This window comes from Corynebacterium sp. 122RC1, from assembly GCF_024580955.1.
Lineage (GTDB): Bacteria > Actinomycetota > Actinomycetes > Mycobacteriales > Mycobacteriaceae > Corynebacterium > Corynebacterium kozikiae.
Genome location: NZ_JANIKD010000008.1, coordinates 1 through 19,725, shown reverse-complemented (window position 1 = coordinate 19,725; position 19,725 = coordinate 1). Strand labels below are relative to the sequence as shown.

Annotated in this window: 16 protein-coding genes and 2 tRNA genes; 3 read left to right on the top strand and 15 right to left on the bottom strand. The window is 59.9% G+C overall.

The window, feature by feature from the left end; translation table 11 throughout:
- Nucleotides 1-12: 12 nt before the first annotated feature.
- On the top strand, nucleotides 13-504 hold the full coding sequence (locus NQ050_RS05425) for a hypothetical protein (RefSeq protein WP_257038277.1): 492 nt from the start codon (nucleotides 13-15) through the stop codon (nucleotides 502-504).
- Between the two features lie 434 nt (nucleotides 505-938).
- The gene (locus NQ050_RS05420) at nucleotides 939-1,232 is read left to right on the top strand and encodes a hypothetical protein (protein ID WP_257038276.1); all 294 of its coding nucleotides are present in this window, start codon (nucleotides 939-941) and stop codon (nucleotides 1,230-1,232) included.
- Nucleotides 1,233-1,767: 535 nt separating this feature from the next.
- Here the strand turns inward: NQ050_RS05420 and NQ050_RS05415 are convergent.
- From NQ050_RS05415 to gltX, 4 genes are all read right to left on the bottom strand, one after another.
- Nucleotides 1,768-1,840: transfer RNA gene (locus tag NQ050_RS05415), tRNA-Glu, on the bottom strand.
- 34 nt (nucleotides 1,841-1,874) lie between these two features.
- Nucleotides 1,875-1,946, bottom strand: a tRNA-Gln gene (locus NQ050_RS05410).
- Nucleotides 1,947-2,114: 168 nt separating this feature from the next.
- On the bottom strand, nucleotides 2,115-3,149 hold the full coding sequence (locus NQ050_RS05405; RefSeq protein WP_257038275.1) for an alpha/beta hydrolase-fold protein: 1,035 nt from the start codon (nucleotides 3,147-3,149) through the stop codon (nucleotides 2,115-2,117).
- A gap of 3 nt (nucleotides 3,150-3,152) precedes the next feature.
- Nucleotides 3,153-4,628, bottom strand: a complete 1,476-nt coding sequence (gltX, locus tag NQ050_RS05400; RefSeq protein ID WP_257038274.1) for a glutamate--tRNA ligase — start codon at nucleotides 4,626-4,628, stop codon at nucleotides 3,153-3,155.
- Between the two features lie 38 nt (nucleotides 4,629-4,666).
- Between gltX and NQ050_RS05395 the strand changes: the two genes are divergently transcribed.
- The gene (locus NQ050_RS05395) at nucleotides 4,667-5,791 is read left to right on the top strand and encodes an isochorismate synthase MenF (RefSeq protein ID WP_257038273.1); all 1,125 of its coding nucleotides are present in this window, start codon (nucleotides 4,667-4,669) and stop codon (nucleotides 5,789-5,791) included.
- Here the strand turns inward: NQ050_RS05395 and NQ050_RS05390 are convergent.
- The 11 genes from NQ050_RS05390 to NQ050_RS05340 all read right to left on the bottom strand — a co-directional run.
- A complete protein-coding gene (locus NQ050_RS05390; protein WP_257038272.1) occupies nucleotides 5,788-6,498 on the bottom strand; it encodes a bifunctional 2-polyprenyl-6-hydroxyphenol methylase/3-demethylubiquinol 3-O-methyltransferase UbiG in 711 nt (236 codons plus the stop codon). The genes NQ050_RS05395 and NQ050_RS05390 overlap by 4 nt on opposite strands.
- 52 nt (nucleotides 6,499-6,550) lie before the next feature.
- Nucleotides 6,551-7,348, bottom strand: a complete 798-nt coding sequence (locus tag NQ050_RS05385; RefSeq protein WP_257038271.1) for a fumarylacetoacetate hydrolase family protein — start codon at nucleotides 7,346-7,348, stop codon at nucleotides 6,551-6,553.
- 64 nt (nucleotides 7,349-7,412) lie between these two features.
- Nucleotides 7,413-8,081, bottom strand: coding sequence for an exonuclease domain-containing protein (locus tag NQ050_RS05380; protein ID WP_257038270.1), 669 nt, complete (start codon nucleotides 8,079-8,081; stop codon nucleotides 7,413-7,415).
- Nucleotides 8,081-9,934 carry a DUF294 nucleotidyltransferase-like domain-containing protein gene (locus NQ050_RS05375; RefSeq protein WP_257038269.1) on the bottom strand — a complete coding sequence of 618 codons (1,854 nt, stop codon included), beginning with the start codon at nucleotides 9,932-9,934 and terminating at the stop codon, nucleotides 8,081-8,083. Before NQ050_RS05375 ends, NQ050_RS05380 begins: the two co-directional genes overlap by 1 nt.
- Before the next feature lie 120 nt (nucleotides 9,935-10,054).
- A complete protein-coding gene (locus NQ050_RS05370; protein ID WP_257038268.1) occupies nucleotides 10,055-11,074 on the bottom strand; it encodes a 3-isopropylmalate dehydrogenase in 1,020 nt (339 codons plus the stop codon).
- A gap of 203 nt (nucleotides 11,075-11,277) precedes the next feature.
- A complete protein-coding gene (gene serA, locus NQ050_RS05365) occupies nucleotides 11,278-12,870 on the bottom strand; it encodes a phosphoglycerate dehydrogenase (protein ID WP_257038331.1) in 1,593 nt (530 codons plus the stop codon).
- Nucleotides 12,871-13,141: 271 nt separating this feature from the next.
- Complete coding sequence (locus NQ050_RS05360) at nucleotides 13,142-14,968, bottom strand: DUF262 domain-containing protein (RefSeq protein WP_257038267.1); 1,827 nt, start codon at nucleotides 14,966-14,968, stop codon at nucleotides 13,142-13,144.
- An 18-nt stretch (nucleotides 14,969-14,986) separates the two neighbouring features.
- The gene (locus tag NQ050_RS05355) at nucleotides 14,987-15,943 is read right to left on the bottom strand and encodes a cation diffusion facilitator family transporter (protein ID WP_257038266.1); all 957 of its coding nucleotides are present in this window, start codon (nucleotides 15,941-15,943) and stop codon (nucleotides 14,987-14,989) included.
- Between the two features lie 129 nt (nucleotides 15,944-16,072).
- Nucleotides 16,073-17,089 carry a ketol-acid reductoisomerase gene (gene ilvC, locus NQ050_RS05350; RefSeq protein WP_257038265.1) on the bottom strand — a complete coding sequence of 339 codons (1,017 nt, stop codon included), beginning with the start codon at nucleotides 17,087-17,089 and terminating at the stop codon, nucleotides 16,073-16,075.
- Nucleotides 17,090-17,292: 203 nt separating this feature from the next.
- Nucleotides 17,293-17,826 carry an acetolactate synthase small subunit gene (gene ilvN, locus NQ050_RS05345; protein WP_257038264.1) on the bottom strand — a complete coding sequence of 178 codons (534 nt, stop codon included), beginning with the start codon at nucleotides 17,824-17,826 and terminating at the stop codon, nucleotides 17,293-17,295.
- A gap of 18 nt (nucleotides 17,827-17,844) precedes the next feature.
- Nucleotides 17,845-19,725 (bottom strand): acetolactate synthase large subunit (locus NQ050_RS05340; RefSeq protein WP_257038263.1); only part of this gene is annotated, 1,881 nt, incomplete at its 5' end.

Below are 19,725 nucleotides of genomic sequence, written 5' to 3'. Positions count from 1 at the left end.
GCCGAACAAGCTGTGGATGAGTTTAATACAGCTCTTTTTCAAGTCGTTTCTGAGATGTGTGCAGGGAAGATTCCAGAACCGTTGCAAAGAAATGGGTGGACGTTATTTGATGACTTGAAGTTGGAAGCGGCCTCTCATTACTCGCATAATTTTCAACGATACCGGTACATTCCTTTCCGCCTTGCCGTGAATCATGACAAGTGCAGGTCGGAAATCTCACGAGCACAAAGTGCAGGCCTTGACGAATATGGAGACCCTGTCAGGCAGGGGAAAAAACCTCGCAAGAAGAAGGGCCGCAGCACCTATCATTTCCTGAATTACTGGCTCCTGGAGGCGCTGGGGAAAATGGAGTTTGCTGCCGATATGGCATATTCGATGGAGCGGCTCCACCCCCAAGAGATTGGTTTTGACGTGATTATCCATGGTGAATCAGACTGGGAAATAAGAAAGTGGTACCGGGGGGAAAGGCACATACTGGACGACCTGATCGGAGGGACGTTTTAACTTAAGGGCGCTGTTGAAAACTCCCTATTGTGTAGAAATGATGAAGGTGCACACTTGCGAGGGCTACTCGCTAGCAAATTGTTAGCGAGCCACACCCCTGGTTGCAATCGAAGAGTATCCTCATCGCCATGTTGCGATGGGGATACTTTTGATGGTGCTGCTTCAAACTCCGACGCCTGAGGAATATGTGCGGATTCACCGGCATGGGGATCGGATCGATCGAAACTCCTCGGAGGCGATGAAGGCCACCACAGCTGAGAAGCTGCAGATCCCACTGCGCAAGGCGGGCTACAAGGTCATGGGCGACCTCGTCAAGGGTCAGATGGGCTTCGTAGGCTACTTACCAAGGTGCTCAGCTTATTGACGGCTCCTGGTACTTCCCCGGCATGCCCGCCCACTGGCGCAACGCTAGTACCCTATTCGCCGCTGGCGAGATGGATCGTGACGAGCTTTACGACATTATCGAGCGCCGCCAAGCATTCGCTCTTCAAGTCAAGAAGATAAACGAGGATGGCTCTATCGACTTGTATTCCCCGGCACGCGGCAACCGTGCCAAGCTCAAGGTTGACGGTATCGGTGTTGACAAGTCTCTAGAAGGTGCGACCCTGCGTAAGGTGTTCGCTCGTGACTTGACTAAAGAAGACCGAAACAGTGCCGTCTTCAAGCAGACGCAGATTCGCATCCCTGTGGATGCAGCAGCAAAACACGTTAAGACGGGACCTTTTTAGGGAACGCAAGAATGGGCTGACACTTATCGGCGTGGACGAAACACGATTCAGAGCCGTAACGCCCTTCTCAAGAACGGCCACATGGGATTGGGCGACAAGACTCGCCGTCTCGTACGTGGATTCGCGAACGCGACCCTTGTAACTGCTCTCGGCATCGTAGGTGTCAACATTCACCTGATTCAAAAGTTCCTTCACCGAGTCGTTCTCGACTTGAAAACGAATCCCAGTGATCCGGTTCCAACTCAGCCATGTAAGCGAGTCTCCGATTGGAACACATTTGGCAACGTCGCGCCACAGGCTCCCCCGGCTGCAGCCTAGAGGCCAGCAAAGACCACCGCCCATTCGGGCCGTGGTCTACAGGTCGTGGGCTACTGCCCATTGAGGCTAAACTTCACCCGCTCTCTGTGGCTTTTACGCACCATGAATCGAGCGAGAAAAGCAAAATCCCGATTCTCAATAACGAGAATCGGGACTCCGTTCGGCGATTGTCCGTTTCGTGAAATTCGTAGATCAGAAACTTGAAGCCGTAGCGTTGTACCCCGTACGGGATTTGAACCCGTGTTACCGGCGTGAGAGGCCGGCGTCCTAGGCCGCTAGACGAACGGGGCATAGAACTTTCATTCTGGCGAGCTATGCTCGCTGCTGGCCTACCAGGACTCGAACCTAGAATGACGGTACCAGAAACCGTAGTGTTGCCAATTACACCATAGGCCAATGTTTCCAGCATGCCGTTCCGGCTGTGCTGTGCAACGGGAACTAATATAACCACGTTTTTGTAACTTGCACAAACCTGCAGGAAAACTCGCCTTTTCACACCCCAACAGCTTCACGACCCATCCACAGCCGCGCCTTGGGCCTTGTGCCTTGGGCCTTGGGCTCGGCCTAAGTGTTCTGCTTGAAGAAATCCCACATGTAGCCACTGGTGCCCTGTTCTTGGCTCCAGGAGTGCCGCATGCCTTGCACCTCTACATAGCGCACGGGTGCCGCGCAGCCTTCAAATTGCCGGGCAAGGGCAGGCGCGCTGATTGTCCCTGCGGTGGATTCCACCACCTTTTGTTCGCATTGAGCCCGCTGGGCAGCCTCTTGGGCTACGGTCCACGCGCTGGCATACGTCTGGCCATGCCGCTGCCCACCGTCCACGCTGATCACCGGATCGCTCGTACCTTGCATCAGCAAGGTTGGCACGGCAACGCCTTCGCAGTCTTGGTGCATCGCGGGATACATCGATCCCGCCACGGAAACCACCGCCTTGATGGGCGCACCGGCGTGGCAGGCCAATGAATATGCAAAGGCCCCGCCGTTGCTAAAGCCCGCCGCGTAGAAGCGTTGTGGGTCCAAGTTGTAGTGTTTCCCTACCTGTGTGAGCACCTGTTGCACATACTGCGCATCTTGCTCAAAGGTGGTTGCAGAATAGGGCGCGCCTGCCCAGGCGTTCTGCACACCCTGCGCAAAGATCACGATTGCCTCATTGCTCATGAGGTTGTTGCCCTGCAGCATGCTCTGGGCGGTTTCCTTCCACCCGTGGAACACAATGAGCACCGGGGTTGGAGTTTCACCGGTGTACTCCGCGGGGACGGACAAGAGGTATTCCCTGTCCCCCACGCGCTGCATCGCAGACGTACCGGGCAGCACTGGATACTCGGCAACCGGAGTAGAGCCAGGGCGGGTTTCAACCGTCCATGCAGCGTGGCGCAGTTTCACTTCTTGCGCATCACCCTCACTGCCCTCGCCGTTCCCGCCGGTGGCTTGATACGAAGGCACGTCAGCTTGCGCGGATGTATCTGCGGAACCAGCACTAATCTCCTGCGCAGAGTGCACCGAGTGCACAGAATGCACAAAGGCCGCGCTGCCGCCGAGCATACAGGCAGCAGCGAACACCGCGATACCGCCAGCCCGGAGAGTCCTGAGAAGCTGCACGAATTACGCCTGGTACGGGGTCTGAGCAAGCGCAGCGCGCAGGCGGTTCAGGGTGGATTCCTTGCCCAGAAGTTCCATGGATTCGAACAGTGGTGGGGATACTGCCTGGCCGGAAATGCCCACACGCAGCGCACCGTAGGCTACTCGTGGCTTGAGCTCAAGCTTTTCAATCAACGCCCCCTGGAGAGCGGCCTCAATGTTGGCGGTGTTCCACTCGTCAACCGCTTCGAGCGCAGCAATGCCTTCCTCCAGCGGCTGCACAGCGGTTTCCTTGAGGTTCTTCTTGGCGGATTTTTCATCCAGTTCCAGGGCGTCGTCCGCGGTCACCAGGAAACTCAGCAGCCCCCACGCCTCAGACAGGGTCTTGATGCGGGTCTGCACCAACTCGGCAGCAATCGCGAACTTGTCTTCGGGGTAGTCCGCCGGGAACTCGGTGTACTCGCTCAAGTAAGTGCGCAGGCGCTCGGTGAACTCGCCGAGCGGGAGCAGGCGAATGTGATCGGCGTTGATCGCTTCCAGCTTCTTTTGGTCAAAGCGCGCGGGGTTGCCCAGGACGTCGGCAACGTCGAAGTTGGCCACCAACTCATCCACGCTGAAAATATCTTTGTCTGCAGAAAGCGACCATCCCAAAAGCGCCAGGTAGTTCAGCATGCCCTCGCGGATAATACCGTTATCGCGGTGGTTGAACAGGTTGGACTCTGGGTCACGCTTGGAGAGTTTCTTGTTGCCCTCACCCATCACGAACGGCAGGTGAGCGAACACTGGGGTTTGCTTGGCCACGCCAATTTCCTTCAACGCCTCGTACAGCGCGAGCTGACGCGGAGTGGAAGGAAGCAGATCCTCGCCGCGCAGGACGTGGGTGATACCCATGAGGGCGTCATCCACTGGATTCACCAGGGTGTACAGTGGCGCGCCGTTGGAGCGGGCCACCACGTAGTCCGGCTGCGTGGAAGCCTTGAACTCAATTTCCCCTCGCACCAGGTCATTCCACTTCCAGTCATGATCCGGCATACGCAAGCGCCAGACGGGCTCGCGGCCTTCTGCCAGGAATGCGGCGATTTGCTCCTCGGTGAGGTCACGGTCAAAGTTGTCATAGCCAAGCTGCGGGTCACGGCCAGCGGCGATGTGGCGCTCGCGCACCTCATCTGCGGTGGAGTAAGCAGGGTACACCCAGCCGGCGGCCTTGAGCTTTTCCAGAACATCCGCGTAAATGTCCATGCGCTGGCTCTGGCGGTACGGCTCGTGCGGGCCTCCAGTTTCTACGCCCTCATCCCAGTCCAGTCCCAGCCAGCGCAGGGACTCCACGATGGCCTGGTAGGAATCTTCTGAATCGCGCGCCGCGTCCGTATCTTCAATACGGAACACCAGCTTGCCGCCGGTATGGCGAGCATAGGCCCAGTTGAACAGTGCGGTGCGAACCATTCCCACGTGTGGGGTTCCGGTTGGCGATGGACAGAATCGAACGCGTACATCAGACATGGTTTCTCATCTTAGCCCGTTTGCTAGGCTGATACCTTATGAGCTCAGCCCCGGCCACCGCACCAGATTTCCTCCTCTCCAGGGCACATGGATCGGTTCGCACGCAGGGGGCCCGCCGGACGTTCAATAGCATCGCCGCAGCCAAACAGGCACTTTCGCAGGGCGCGGACATGGTGGTGGGTGCGATCCCCTTCAACCCTGAGCACCCCTGCGCCCTGACCGAGCCTGAGCGCATCATCCGGGAGGATGGCCCCCTGGAGCCGCACGCGTACTACCGGCATGGGGAGGGTGCGGCGCTGCACGCGTCGTTAATTGCCCTCGATCCACCGCTTGAGGAGCATGAGCGGCGGGTGGCTGCGGCTGTCGCGACGATTAAGAAGACCGCGCTGCAGAAGGTGGTGCTGGCGCGGAGCGTGAAGATTGCATTTGATCCGCCGGTGGATCCCCGCTTGATTGCGGCGCGGCTGATTGATCTTTCCATTGATCGTGACGGCTTCATCGCCGACCTCACCCCCGCGGGCCCCGCGTACCAGGGGCATTGGCTCGTGGGGTCCTCGCCGGAAGTGCTGGTGAAAAAACAGGGCTCCACGGTGAGTGCGTATCCGCTGGCGGGGTCGCTGCCCAGGGTAAACGACCCAGTACAGGACCGCATCAACGCCGAGGAACTGCGCCGCAGCACCAAGAACCTCGCCGAGCACGCTTTTGTGACCGCACACCTGCGCAATCTCCTCCAACCGCTGTGCTCCAGCCTTACCATCCCCTCCTACCCCGAGCTCACCCGCACCAACGAGATGTGGCACCTCGCAACACCCATCAGCGGCACACTCAGACCCGAACACGCGCAACTCACGGCACTTGATTTGGCGCAGCGCTGCCACCCCACCCCCGCGATCTGCGGAACGCCTACCGACGCGGCCCGGTGCGTCATCGAGGAAGCGGAGGCTCCGCGGGGATTCTATGCGGGGGCAGTGGGCTGGTGTGACAGTTCCGGTGACGGCGAGTTCATGGTTGCTATCCGTTGCGCGGAGGTCAGCGCCGGTGGGCACAGTGCTGTGGCTTGGGCGGGCGGCGGCATTGTGGCGCACTCTGATCCCGCGGAAGAGGTTGCAGAAACCAGCGCGAAGCTGCGCACCATCATGAACGCGCTGGGCTTGCGCGGCTAACGCTTGCGGGCGAGCAAGACCTCATCATCGGCATGATGAGGGGACTTGGAGTTGGGGTTGGAAGTGGAATTGGGGCGGACCTCGGCCAAAAGTACCTCCCACTCCTGCTCGGGCAGGTACTCAGCGAGCTGGAGCGGCCACACATAGCCTTCGGGCTGCGTGTGGGAGTGCTGCTCCATGGTGGCAAAGCTGTGGTGCACCACCAAGAGATAGCCACCTCGCGCTACCGCCTGGAGCAATTGCTCGATGCTGGATGGATCGGCATGGATCGGCGCGAACATGGCGCTCACGAGCTGGAAACCGCCGCCAGCTTGCAGGAGTTGGGTGGCCTCGGTGAGCGCAGCGGGAGCATAGCCCTGGATGATGGCGGTGCGCTCCGCAATGCCAGTATCGGAATGGGCATCGGCACCGGCAGCGGCGGCCTGGATGGCCGCCCGCGCACGCCTGACCGCGTGCGGTGAAGGCTCGATCCCCACCACTTTGCCGGCACCACGCTGCGCCAGCCACACCATGTCTGCGCCTTCACCCGCGCCCAGATCGAGCACCGCGCCGGATGTTATGGCAGGGTCAAGCCCGAACTCCTCCACCACTTGGGTAAGGATGCCGTTCGGGTTACCGGACCAGCGCGCATGCTCTGGATCGTAGATTTCCGCCTCCGGGTTGGTGTGCCAGCCAGGTTGAGCATCCTCGTGGGAGTGGTGTGCCATGGTATTGGTGTTACCGGTTCCTGCGGGTTGGGAGGGGTTCTTTCACACCGGCTTAGGCGCGCTCGACTGGGTTGCCCAGCTTGCCGATGCCCGGGATTTCAATCTCGATGAAGTCACCTGGGAACATTGCTGCGGTGCCGGCTGGGGAGCCGGTGCAGATGACGTCGCCAGGCAGCAGGGTCATGGAGGCGGTGATGAACTCGATGATTTCACCGATGTTCATGATCATCTGATTGGAGTTGGAATCCTGCTTGGTCTCCGTCACACCCTCGTGAGTGAGGTGTGCCTTGATTGGCAGGTTCTCGGTATTGATGGAATCCAGGTCCGTTTCAATCCAGGGGCCCAGGGGTGCGAAGGTGTCAATGCCCTTGGCGCGGGCCCACTGGCCGTCGGCGAATTGGAGGTCGCGGGAGGAGACGTCGTTGATGATGGTGAAGCCCAGCACCACGTCCTTCCAGTCCTGTGCCTTGACGTTCTTGCAAGGTTTTGCAATGACCAGCGCCAGCTCGCCCTCGAATTCCACCTTGGTGGCGAACTCTGGAATCTTGATAGCCGCACCTGGGCCGATCACGGCCGTTGGTGGCTTCAGGAACAACGTTGGTGGCAAGTGCTCCGCAGACTTTTGGAAAACTTCCGCAACGTGGTCTGCATAATTGCGGCCGATTGCCACAATCTTGCTTGGCAGCATTGGGGCAAGAAGCTTGACTTCATCATGCTTCCATTCTTTGCCCGTGTGCTTCGGTGCAGTAAAAGGCGTGCCCTCAATCTCCTTGAACACAACCTCTGGCTGTTCACCTTCAACGGTGCAGAAACTCATTCCTTCTGGGGTAGCAATTCGTCCAAAACGCATAACGGTCATCCTACTATGTTTGGACTCCGGCCCTGCCACCACTACCCCTAAAGGGAACAGCCAGCTACACCTGCATTGCCTTCAGCGTTTTGCCCGTACCTGCAACCACCTGCGCCAAATACAGCTCCGCGCAGGCTAATGCGTCCACCAATGCGTTGTGGGAACCGTACTGGGGCAACCCGTAGCGGGAACGTACCCTCGGCAGGCGCAGATCTTCACCGCGGGGGTAGGTGCCCATGCGTTCCATGTGGCGGCGCTCCACCGCGAAGGTGTCCACCACCTCCACGTCTAAACCCGCACCGAAGTGGCGCCTACACGCGGCATCTAGGAAGCTGGTTTCCAAGGCGCTGAAGTGAGCCAGTAGGACCCGCCCCTTGAGTGCGTCGAGTAGCTTGGCGACCGCCTCCTTCTCCTCAATCCCCTCCTCCAGCATGGTGTCTGTGATGGAGTGAATGGTTGCAGACTCTCCCACGCTCTGTCCGGGAGTTGCAGACTTGACCAGAGCATAGCCGGCGTCGCCGAGTGTGATCTGGGCGGCGTCGATAGGCACCCATCCGATGGACAGGATGCGGTGCTCCTGCGCCTTGAGCCCCGTGGTCTCCATGTCAACGGCCAGCAGTGGCAGCTCGGAAAGTGGCGTGGAAGGTGCCGGTGCCGGGGTGTGGTAAAACTCGGCCAGCGCCCCGGTTGCTTTCTTACTGTTGCGCGAACGCCCACCAAACAACCCCAGCATCAGATGTTCCTCACCGGGTACTTCGTGGCCAGGGCGTTTTGCATGGACTTGATGATCTGGAAGGCGTCGCGCAGGTGCTCGCGGTCCATCTTGGAGAGTTTCTGCGGGTCAATGTGGTAGCTCGGGTGCTCACCCGCATGTACCTGGTCAGCCTGATTCTTCTGGGCAATGGCATTGAGGAAATCAAAGGCGTCCACCAGATCCTGCGCGCCCTTGGTGCTCACTGCACCGCCCGCCGCCGCCAGCAAGCGTGGCCGGGTGCCCACGGCGTTGATGCCATCGGCAACTGCGAATAGGCGGGCCATCTGCACCACGGCGTGGATGCCACCCTTTTTCACGTCCAGCGTGTTTGCGTATTCCCCCGAGCGCTCCACTACAAAGCCGCGGAAGAAGCCCAAAGGAGGCTCCCTGCGTGCGGCAAGGGTTGCCAGATGAGCATGCATGCGGCCTGCACCATGGGCCATTTGGGTGGCAACCTCGTGAACCTCCCGTGCCAGTTCATGTGCACCGTGGATGGAGCGGAAGTCAAAGAAGGTTTGAGCGTGCAGGAGGGCGTCTGGGTCTGGATTGGTGATCCACGTGTGGAAGGTGTCAATCCAGGTGGACTTGGTCATGCGCCAAGCCGGGTTCATTGCCATCATGTCCCCTGGACAGAGCACCTGGCCTGCATGGTCCAAACCCTTACACACGTACTCACCGAGGCGTTGGAAGTACTCGCCGTGCTGGGCTTCATTGAAGCTATCGTCCAGTACTAGACAGTTGTCTTGGTCACTGGCCAGCCCCATCTCACGCCGGCCCTGGGACCCTACCACTGCAAAGGAGTACGGCACTGGCGCGGGGCCGAGCTCGCGTTCGGCGAGGGTAAGCAGCCTGCGGGCCAGGTTGTCTGCAGCAACAGTGAGCATCCCGGAAACGTCTTCTGCGCTGGCACCCCGTTCGATGAAGCGCACCGCCACGTTTTCCGCAGACTGGAACACGCCGCGCAGCTCCTCTGGGGAGTTCTTCTTGGACATATCTGCGGTGACGTAAATGGGATCATTCTGCAGCAAACGCATGATGTCCGGCGAGGTCACAATACCTACCAGCTTGCCTTCCTCAGTGACCGGCAAGTGGTGGATCCCAAGCTCAGACATGCTGAGCATCGCCTCAAACGCTGGGGTGCCTTTGCTCGCGGTGATCGGGTTGGCGGTCATCACTTCCGTTACGGGCAAGGTCACATCGAGCGCGCCGGCAACTACCTTGTTGCGCATGTCTCGGTCCGTAATAATGCCGTCCGCTCCCCCATCGTGGCTGATAAGCAGGGAGGACACGTTGCGCTCGCGCATCTTCGCCGCAGCCTGCTGAATCGTTGCATCAGGCGCCACGGTGGCGGGGTTGGCAATCATGAAGCTGCCCAAGGTGGTGCGAAGGATTGCCGACGCAGAGTCGTTGCGCAATTGGTTCGCTGCCGCGCTCATGCGCTTGGACTGGCTGGAGAAGAACCGTGCCAGGTCATCATACTTGTTGGCGAGTTCCAAGAATGCTTCGCGGGGCAGGGTGAGTAGCAGCGAGTCCTCCACCGTGACCATCTGGTAGCGCGAGGCGTTTTCCCCCATGAGCGTGGAATAGCCGAAGCACCGCCCCGCTTCACGGCGATCCAGCAGCACCCCTTGGTCATCCAGAATATCTACGGCACCGGCTCGGATGATGTAGCACACATCATTTGGCTCACCGACGGCGAGCAGTTCCGCCCCTTTGCGCTCGTAGCGCATCTTCATTTTCGCGGGCAGCTCTTGCAGCTCTGCTGTGGGAAGCTGGGCAAACGGGGCGTTGGCCGCCAGAAATTCGCGGACCTCATCAAGCTCAACACTCATAGGGGCATAGTACTTGGCACAGGATTGACGCGGGGCACAAACTGCTCCTCAATGTGAGCAGGTGCACCCTCTTTGCGCCAACGCCCCCTCCGCGACCCGCGCCAAGTCACCGCCGCGGTATTAGCCCTTGAGGGCGGCGGCGATCCTATCGCCCACCTCGGTGGTCACCACCTTGGTGCTGGTGCGGGCTGCAACGTCTGCCTCGACCGCAGCCTCAATGCGTGCGGCGTTGTCCTCATCGCCGAGGTGGCGCAGCATCATTGCAGCAGAAAGGATAGCGGCCGTTGGATCGGCGATGCCCTGACCAGCGATGTCTGGCGCGGAGCCGTGCACTGGCTCGAACATGGATGGGTTGGTACCGGTGGCATCGATGTTGCCCGAGGCAGCCAGGCCAATGCCTCCGGTAACGGCACCGGCGAGGTCAGTGATGATGTCACCGAAGAGGTTGTCGGTCACGATCACGTCATAACGAGAAGGGTCAGTAACCATGTAAATGGTTGCGGCGTCAATGTGGTTGTAATCCACCTGGACCTCTGGGTACTCCTTGGCCACCTCATCAACGGTGCGCTGCCACAGGGAGCCTGCAAACACCAGCACGTTTGTCTTGTGGACCAGGGTGAGCTTCTTGCGGCGCTTTTGGGCCCGGGCGAAGGCGTCTCGCACTACTCGCTCCACGCCGTAACGAGTGTTTTGGGAAACCTCAGAGGCCACCTCATGCTCGGTGCCCTCGCGCAGCACACCGCCCACGCCTGCGTACAGGCCCTCAGTGCCCTCACGAACCACCACGAAGTCGATTTCGCCGGGCTCGCTCAGCGGCGAGGTTGCAGTTGGGTACAACTTGGAAGGGCGCAGGTTCACATGGTGGTCCAGGGCAAAACGCATCTTCAGCAGCAATCCGCGCTCCAGCACCCCTGGAGGCACCTCGCCGGGGGCACCGATCGCGCCGAGCAGGATCGCGTCGTGCTCACGCAGGGAGGCAAGGTCGGCGTCGGTCAGCAGCTCACCGTTGCGCAGGTACCGACGTGCGCCGAGGTCATATTCCGTAGTCTCAATGTCATCGCGAACTGCGCGCAAGACCTTCAACGCCTCTGCGGTAACCTCTGGGCCAATGCCATCTCCACCGATCACTGCCAGTTTCATGCAAGCTTCCTTCCATTGAGCGTTGCCGCTCCTTTAGCTGTCTTTAGCTGTCTTTTCCACAGGTCGCAGTGGATGCCGGGACCCTGTGTACCCAGCGGATTTTAACACACCCACCGGCCCGAACTTCCGGGCATGGTACGCGAAAGCGCGGGCGCCAACCCTGTAATGGTGGCGCCCGCGCTGTTCAGGAATGTTGGCTTTGACTAGTCCAGCTCAAGCTGGAAAGCCTCGGCGTCAAGATCCTTGGCAATTGCTGCGAGCAGCTCCTCGGAGACTTCCTGCTCCACGCGCAAGATGAGCACTGCACCTGGGCCATCGGATTCCTGGGTGAGGGCGGCAGCAACAATGTTGATGTTTTCTGCACCCAATGCGGAGCCCACCTTGCCCAGTGCGCCGGGCGCATCGGCGTAGTTGAAGAAGAGGTTGCGGCCGGTGGCACGCAGATCCAGGCCGCGGCCGTTGATGCGCACGATCTTCTCCAGGCGCTCAAGACCGGAAAGCGTACCCACCACGGACTCAGAGCTGCCGTCGGCAGCGATCGCACGAACCTCGATTGCGGAGCGGTGTGAAGGGGACTCCGAAGCGGTGGTCACCTTCAGGTCCAGGCCACGCTCCTGTGCAATGCGCGGTGCATTCACAAAGGTCACAGGCTCCTCGATGATGCCGGAGAACAGGCCACGCAATGCGGAAAGGCCAAGCACCTCAACGTCCTCGCTGGAAAGCTCACCGCGAGCCTCCACTTCCAGGGACACTGGGGCTTGCTCAAGCAGCTTGCCGGCGAGCAGGCCGAGCTTGCGGGCAAGATCCAGCCACAGCGCTACTTCCTCACCCACGCGACCACCGGAGACGTTCACAGCGTCCGCCACGAACTCCCCAGCCAGTGCCTTCAACACGGAGTCGGCAACGTCGGTACCTGCCCGATCCTGCGCCTCCTCAGTGGATGCGCCGAGGTGCGGAGTCACCACAACCTGTGGCAGCTCGAACAGTGGGGACTCGGTGCAAGGCTCGGTCTCAAACACGTCAAAACCGGCGCCACGGATGCGGCCTTCCTTGATGGCATCCGCAAGTGCCTGCTCATCCACCAAGCCGCCGCGTGCTGCGTTGATGATGATCTGGCCTGGCTTGGACTTTGCGAGCAGCTCAGCGTTGAACATGCCCGCGGTTTCTTTGGTCTTTGGCAGGTGGATGGTCACAAAGTCAGCGCGAGCCATCAGCTCTTCCAGCTCTACCAATTCCACACCGAGCTGCGCTGCGCGAGCGGGGTTTGCGTAGGGATCGTACGCGATGATGGTGGTTTCAAAGGCGGCCAGGCGCTGCGCGAAGAGCTGCCCAATGTGGCCAAAGCCCACGATGCCCACGGTCTTGCCAAACACTTCCACGCCGTTGAAGGAAGAACGCTTCCACTCGTGATCGCGCAGCGTCTTATCTGCCGCAGGGATCTGGCGAGCGGTGGAAAGCAGCAGGGTGATTGCGTGCTCGCAAGCGGAGTGGATGTTGGAGGTTGGGGCGTTTGCCACCATCACACCGCGCTCGGTTGCTGCTGGGATATCTACGTTATCCAAACCAACGCCTGCGCGGCCAACAATCTTCAACTTTGGTGCTGCGGCAAGAACTTCCGCATCAACGGTGGTTGCAGATCGCACGAGCAGCGCGTCTGCATCTGCTACTGCCTTGAGCAGTTCGGGGCGGTTTGGTCCATCTACCCAACGGACCTCCACTGCATCGCCCAGGGCGTCTACGGTGGATTGTGCAAGCTTGTCTGCAATGAGGACAACAGGACGGCCAGAAAGGCTCACGTTTTTCTCCTGGATATGATCCGTGATTGCCGCATCTGCCGGTGACACGACCACGCCCCGGCACATGGGGTCCGCACCAGCTCATCGGCGCGCAACGTGCAATATCCTAACCCGAATTTCCTAGTAATGGATAGATAAGCCCAAAAAAATCGCATTATATGCGCAACAGCACAGCGAACAGCAACGCCCCCAGGCAGCGCCGTGAAATGTGGCACCTGGGGGCGTCGGAACGCCTGCTCCTTGTTGCTCCTTGCTGCTCCTTGCTACCTACTTACTGCTCCTCGACGAACGCGGAGGGGCCTTCCTCGCCTGCGGTGAGGTCGCGTTCATTGACGTCTCGCAGTGCCTCGGTGCCCATTGCCTCCTCGATCATGGCGAGGAAGCGGCGCCTGCGGTCCTTGAAGAACTCCGCTGCGTTTGCAGAAAGCACCAGCTCAGGGGCAATCAGGTGGGACTCGAGCACGGAATCGAACTCGGCGTCGTCCATGAGGGACTTCGATTGGATACGGTACAGGTAGCGCGCGGGCGAACTCTCCTCCACCATCACATGCGTGCGCCGGCCCATCGGGGTGCGGTTGAGCACGCTGTTTGCTAGCACGGGGTCGATATTGTGATCTGCGCACCATGCTGGTGGGAAGACTTCGCGGAAATGCACGCCAAGCTCGTGGAAAGTATGCCTAGAGAAGGTCACGCCGGTGCGCCAGTCGCGGGCGCCGCGGCCCATGAGCAGGGCGTAAATGCCCTTGTAGAGGCCGGAATCCGAGTTGGCACTGAGCAAGCGGGACTCCACAAAGCGGGCGTCGCGTACGGACTTTGGGGTGAGATCCCAAGAGGATGCCCCATCCTCCTCCAATTCCGCGGCGCGAACCCACGCAGTGACCTCATCCACGTCCAGGCCAGAACGAATGGCAACTGCCGGGGAACCGTAGAGCTCGCCGAACACGCCGCACCAGAACCAGCGGTTGAGTCGATTCCATGCCTCGCGCTTGGAAAGGGTGCCTGGTTCCTCCGCGAGCAGCGCAATAATTACCGCGAGCGGCACCAACTGTGCCGTGTACGGCACCTGAGAGGTAGTGATTATGCAGCGATGCGCCATGTAGCTGGCCGCCTCATGGAATGCCGCACGCATGGTTTTTGCCGCCGGAATGTAATCCTCAAGGCGCAGCTTCAGAATGGACTCGCGCTGACCTGAGGCGTGACCCTGCTTGGAAGACACATAGAGCGCCACCGCAGAGAGGAACTCAGTTTGGCCGATGCCGTCAAGCGCAGGGTATTTGCGCAGGACCTTTTCCGTCTCCTCCCAATCTTTCCGAAGCGCATAGTCCGGGTCCTGGGCCGCAAACAGGGCCGTCAGCAACTCAAACACGTCCATCTGCAGACCGCTGGAGTTGGCTTGAGCAAAGATGGAACCAATCCCCTCTTGGGCAGTTTCCCGGTCCAGGCGGGTCATTGGCACCGAATAACGCACCAGAGGCTTGACTACCTGATTGTGGAAACGCTTAATCTGCTCTTGCTGCGCAGGCTCCAGGCCATTGGCAAGGTCAAAGAGCATGTCCGTGCCCTCATCTGCCAACAGTAACCACACGGGCACTACCCCGGCCGCGATCGCGTCTTCCCTACTACTGATGCGCTGGCCGTGGATCGACGCAAAGTGGGAGCGCACCACGCCATCTTGGTCTACCGCTATTACTGCCTCATCGGGCATGACATCCGCGGAGACAGCCTTGACCAGATCCACATAGAAACGCCGGTGCACGCGCTTATTGCGGAAGTCCACGGTGGACACCAGGCCGTCATGCTCCAAGCACTGGTACAGGGTGGTCAGGCGCTGCTGGCCATCGAGCAGGAGCAGGCCCGGGTCCACCCCCAAGTCTGGAGCCCCATGCAGCGGACGGGGGCGAAAGCGCATTTCCGTGTTGCGGGTATCCAGCGCCAGAAGCGCGCCCATTGGGTAACCGCGCAACACCGTGACCAGGAGATTACGGATCTGGTCCACGTTCCAGCGATAGTCGCGCTGGAAGTCTGGAAGTTGCAGATCACCTCGGTCAATGCGATGGAACAGATCAATCAGATCGTAACTTGGAGTGCTAAAACCCATGCGGCCTATCCTAGTGCGTCACGAATCGTGGTTGCAGACCTGCTCATGCGTCATGTGGTGTGTTGTTTCCAACTGAATAGTGGAATGACGAATCCCAAACTCTTGCAGCCTCTGCTGCGCCGCATCCAGCACACCACATTCGGCGAGCACGTGGGCGTGCGGTGTATCCACTACGAGGTGACAGGTTGCCAGGATTTCATTGCCGTCCAAAGACCACACGTGCAAATCATGCACCGCGGTCACCTGCGGAATTGTGAGCAGCGAGGCGTGAATGGCTGCGGTGTCCGCCGCCTCCGGGGCCTGCTCAAGCAGCACCCTCACCGCGCGGGCAAACAGCTTCAGCGAACGCGGCAGGATCAAGGCGGCGATGAGGAACGACGCTACCGAGTCCGCCTGCATGAAACCCGTGGTGATCATTATCACCGCTGCAACAATCACGGCCACTGAGCCCAGTAAATCCGTGAGCACATGTAGAAACGCGCCCTCCACGTTCATCGATTCCCCGCGATGCCCATGCAGAATTCCGGCGCCGATGGCGTTTGCCACCAGACCTATAGACCCCACCACCAGCATCATCGTGGTATCCACCTGACCGGGCTGCCCCAGCCGCACCACGGCCTTCCACACAATCACCACCGCGATCGCACTCACCGCCGCTCCGTTGACCAAAGCAGCAAACACCTCGACACGCTTGTAGCCAAAGGTTGCGCGTGCCGACGCACCCCTCAGCGCCAACACCGCTGCCACTGCTGCAAGCATCAGGCCGGTGGCATCGGAAAGCATGTGCATCGCATCTGAAATCAAGGCCAGCGAGCCGGAAAGAAAACCACCCACGAGTTCCACCAGGAACACAGCGGCCGTGAACAGCAGAACCCACAACAAGGCCTTCGTGCTGCCAGGAAGATGATTATGGTCGCCATGTTGGCTGTGGCTGTGGCTGTGGCTGTGGTGGATCGCGCCGTGATCGTGGCTCATACGCTCACCCTAAACCATTGCAATGGTGATTGGAAAGGAGCTGTGGTTGTGGCCGGGCGGACAGATGCAAAAGCACCTGGTATTCACACCAGGTGCTTTTAAAAATGCAGTGCCTCAGCGGTTTCGTGCTTAGGCGGTCTCTGCGCGGGCGTCAACCTTGACCCAGCTCATGAGGTCACGCAGCTTCTTGCCGGTTTCCTCGATCTGGTGGTTGTTGTAGGAAGCACGAAGGTCCTCGAGCTCCTTGTTGCCGCCCTCAACGTTGGCAACGAGGCGCTTGGTGAAGGTGCCGTCCTGGATGTCCGCGAGGATGTCCTTCATGCGATTCTTGGTGTCGGCGTCGATCACACGAGGGCCGGAGAGGTAGCCGCCGAACTCTGCGGTGTCAGACACGGAGTAGTTCATGTTGGCAATGCCGCCCTCAAACATGAGGTCCACGATCAGCTTGAGCTCGTGCAGGCACTCGAAGTAAGCCATTTCTGGCTCGTAGCCAGCCTCAACCAGCACCTCGAAGCCAACCTTTACCAGTTCCTCGGTGCCACCGCAGAGCACGGCCTGCTCGCCGAAGAGGTCGGTCACGGTCTCAGCCTCGAAGGTGGTTGGGATCACGCCTGCGCGTGCCCCACCGATTGCTGCTGCGTAGGAAAGGCAGAGTTCCTTGGTGTTGCCGCTTGGGTCCTGAGCGACTGCGATGAGTGCAGGAACGCCCTTGCCGTCCACGAACTGACGACGCACCAGGTGGCCTGGGCCCTTGGGCGCAACCATGCCGATGTTGATGTTTGCGGCTGGCTTGATGAGCTCGAAGTGGATGTTCAGACCATGGCCGAACAGGAGGGTATCGCCATCGTTAAGGTTTGGCTCGATTTCCTCGGTGTAGACCTTTGCCTGAGTGGTGTCTGGCACGAGGATCATGATGACGTCTGCCCAAGCAGCAGCCTCGGAGTTGGAGAGGACCTCGAAGCCAGCTTCCTTTGCCTTTACAGCAGACTTGGAGCCTTCGCGAAGGCCAACTACAACCTCAACGCCGGACTCGCGCAGGTTCTGTGCGTGAGCGTGGCCCTGGGAGCCGTAGCCGAGCACTGCAACCTTCTTGCCTTGGATCAAGGAGAGGTCTGCGTCTGCGTCATACAGAAGTTCAATAGCCATGGAAGTGTGTTCCCTTTCGGATTGGAGTTCTCTCAATAGTCATACCACACGATGAGACAATTGCCCTGAATTGTCTCACAGTGTGGGAAATGTATGGGCGCCGTCTCAGATTTCCACTTGCCCCACGCACCGCACGTGCCGCAATAACCCTGCGGGATGGGGCGCTTGGGGGCGTCGGAAAGCTGCTGCAACAGCGCCTAACGTTACCTATTCATCGGGGCAAGCGTTGCAGGAGCCATGGTCTTCGGCCCGCGGTTAAGTGCGATCTGGCCGGAGGAGATGAGCTCTCGGATGCCGAATGGCTCGAGGACGTCGAGGAGTGCCTGGAGCTTGCCCTTGGTGCCGGTGGCCTCAATCACTACGGAGTCGGGGGCCACGTCCACCACACGGGCACGGAAGATGTTGGCAGCATCCACAACCTGCGGGCGGTTGGAGGCATCGGCAGAAACCTTCACCAGCATCAATGCGCGGGCAATGGTGCTCTCTTCTTCCAGGCGCACCACCTTGAGCACCGGGATGAGCTTGTTGAGCTGCTTGGTGATCTGCTCGATGTTCACTTCGTCCGCATCCACAACGATGGTGATGCGGTTAATTCCCTTAGTTTCTGTCTTGCCTGACACCAGGGACACCAGGTTGAAGCTGCGGCGGGTGAACATGGCGGAGACGCGGGAGATGATGCCGTCGATGTCTTCCACCAGCACGCTGAGGATGTGGCGAGAAATTTCTTGATTGGTCATACGTTTCTTCCTTCTCCTCTACTTGCCGGTTTCCTGCTGAGGGTTGTGCTGCTGCATGCCTTCTTCAATGGCCTCGTCAATTTCGGCAGGGTCCACTGCGGCGGATTGATATTCGTCATCCCCCTCGAAAAATGGGCGCAGGCCGCGAGCGTACTGGATTTCAGAGTTCGAGGAACCAGCCGAAACCATGGGCCACACCTGAGCATCCTCGCCCACGATGAAGTCAATCAGCACTGGGCGGTCGTTGATCTCTCGCGCCTTCTGGATGGTGGGGACGATGTCCTCTTCTTTGGTCACACGGAACGCAGCGCAGCCAAGAGCTTCTGCGAGGCCGACGAAGTCTGGAACGTACTCAGTCTGCTCTCGCAGCTTGGTGTGTGAGTAGTGCCCGTCATAGAACAGGGTCTGCCACTGGCGCACCATGCCCAGGTTGCCGTTGTTGATGAGCGCCACCTTGATGGGGAAACCCTCGACCGCACAGGTGACCAGCTCTTGGTTGGTCATTTGGAAGCAGCCGTCGCCGTCGATTGCCCACACTTCGGTGCCTGGGGCGCCGGCCTTCGCACCCATGGCCGCCGGGATCGAGTAGCCCATAGTGCCGAGGCCACCGGAGTTCAACCAGGTACGTGGCTTTTCAAAGTCCAGGAACTGCGCCGCCCACATTTGGTGCTGGCCCACGCCTGCGCAGTACACCGCGTCTGGGCCAACCTCTTCGGCGAGGGCGCGGATGACGGCCTGGGGGTCAATCAGGCCGTCGTCAGAAGGCTCCCAACCGCGTGGGAAACGCTCCTTGAGATCACGCAGGTAGTCCAGCCATGCGCTGATGGATGGCTTGGCGATGTTTTTATTTTGGAAGGTCGCAAGCAGCGCTTCCAAAACCTCGCGGGCATCGCCCACGATTGGCACATCGACAGGGCGGATCTTGCCGATCTCCGCAGGGTCAATGTCCGCATGGATCACCTTGGCGTCTGGGGCAAAGGTGCGGGTATCGCCGGTCACGCGGTCGTCGAAGCGCGCACCGATGGCGATCAATAGGTCTGAGCGCTGCATCGCACCAACGGCAGGGACGGTGCCGTGCATGCCTGGCATACCCATGTGGAGTTCGTGAGAGTCCGGGAATGCGCCGAGGGCCATCAAGGTGGTAACCACCGGAATGTTGGTGTGCTCCGCGAACGCCTTAAGGGCCTCGGAGGCCTCCGCCTTGATCACGCCGCCGCCGATGTAAAGGACTGGGCGCTTGGCCTCAGAGATCAGCTTTGCGGCCTGCTCCACCGGGCGGGAGTGCGGGGTGGTCACTGGGCGGTAGCCGGGCAGATTGATCTGCGGGGGCCACACGAAATCAAGTTCAGAGGCTTGAATATCCTTTGGAATGTCCACCAGAACTGGGCCAGGGCGGCCAGTGATTGCCAGGTGGAATGCTTCAGCGATTGCTTGCGGGATCTGCTCCGGGCTGGTCACCATGAAGTTGTGCTTCGTCACCGGCATGGTGATGCCGCGGATATCTGCCTCCTGGAAGGCATCCGTTCCCAGCAGTTGGCGGCCAACCTGGCCAGTGATCGCAACCATTGGCACGGAGTCCAGGTAGGCATCTGCAATTGGGGTCACCAAGTTCGTAGCACCCGGGCCGGAGGTGGCGATACACACACCAACGCGGCCGGTCACTTGGGCATAGCCGGTTGCGGCGTGACCCGCGCCCTGCTCGTGGCGCACCAGGACGTGGCGCAGCTCTTTCGACGCGTACAGGGCGTCATACAGCGGCAGGACAGCGCCGCCAGGCAGGCCGAACACGAGGTCTGCGCCGAGGAGCTCAAGGGAACGAACTACTGCTTGGGCACCGTTCATACGCTCGGGCTTGTGCGACTTGCTCATGGAAGCGAGCGTCGCTGGGGAGGGTGGGGT

Excerpts from the sequence above, each read along its gene's own strand:
- ilvN (WP_257038264.1), bottom strand. The coding sequence starts at position 17,826 with ATGACCAATCAAGAAATTTCTCGCCACATCCTCAGCGTGCTGGTGGAA.
- NQ050_RS05375 (WP_257038269.1), bottom strand. The coding sequence starts at position 9,934 with ATGAGTGTTGAGCTTGATGAGGTCCGCGAATTTCTGGCGGCCAACGCC.
- gltX (WP_257038274.1), bottom strand. The coding sequence starts at position 4,628 with ATGTCTGATGTACGCGTTCGATTCTGTCCATCGCCAACCGGAACCCCA.
- NQ050_RS05390 (WP_257038272.1), bottom strand. The coding sequence starts at position 6,498 with ATGGCACACCACTCCCACGAGGATGCTCAACCTGGCTGGCACACCAAC.
- ilvC (WP_257038265.1), bottom strand. The coding sequence starts at position 17,089 with ATGGCTATTGAACTTCTGTATGACGCAGACGCAGACCTCTCCTTGATC.
- NQ050_RS05380 (WP_257038270.1), bottom strand. The coding sequence starts at position 8,081 with ATGCTGGGGTTGTTTGGTGGGCGTTCGCGCAACAGTAAGAAAGCAACC.
- NQ050_RS05385 (WP_257038271.1), bottom strand. The coding sequence starts at position 7,348 with ATGCGTTTTGGACGAATTGCTACCCCAGAAGGAATGAGTTTCTGCACC.
- NQ050_RS05420 (WP_257038276.1), top strand. The coding sequence starts at position 939 with ATGGATCGTGACGAGCTTTACGACATTATCGAGCGCCGCCAAGCATTC.
- NQ050_RS05355 (WP_257038266.1), bottom strand. The coding sequence starts at position 15,943 with ATGAGCCACGATCACGGCGCGATCCACCACAGCCACAGCCACAGCCAC.
- NQ050_RS05370 (WP_257038268.1), bottom strand. The coding sequence starts at position 11,074 with ATGAAACTGGCAGTGATCGGTGGAGATGGCATTGGCCCAGAGGTTACC.
- NQ050_RS05360 (WP_257038267.1), bottom strand. The coding sequence starts at position 14,968 with ATGGGTTTTAGCACTCCAAGTTACGATCTGATTGATCTGTTCCATCGC.
- NQ050_RS05395 (WP_257038273.1), top strand. The coding sequence starts at position 4,667 with ATGAGCTCAGCCCCGGCCACCGCACCAGATTTCCTCCTCTCCAGGGCA.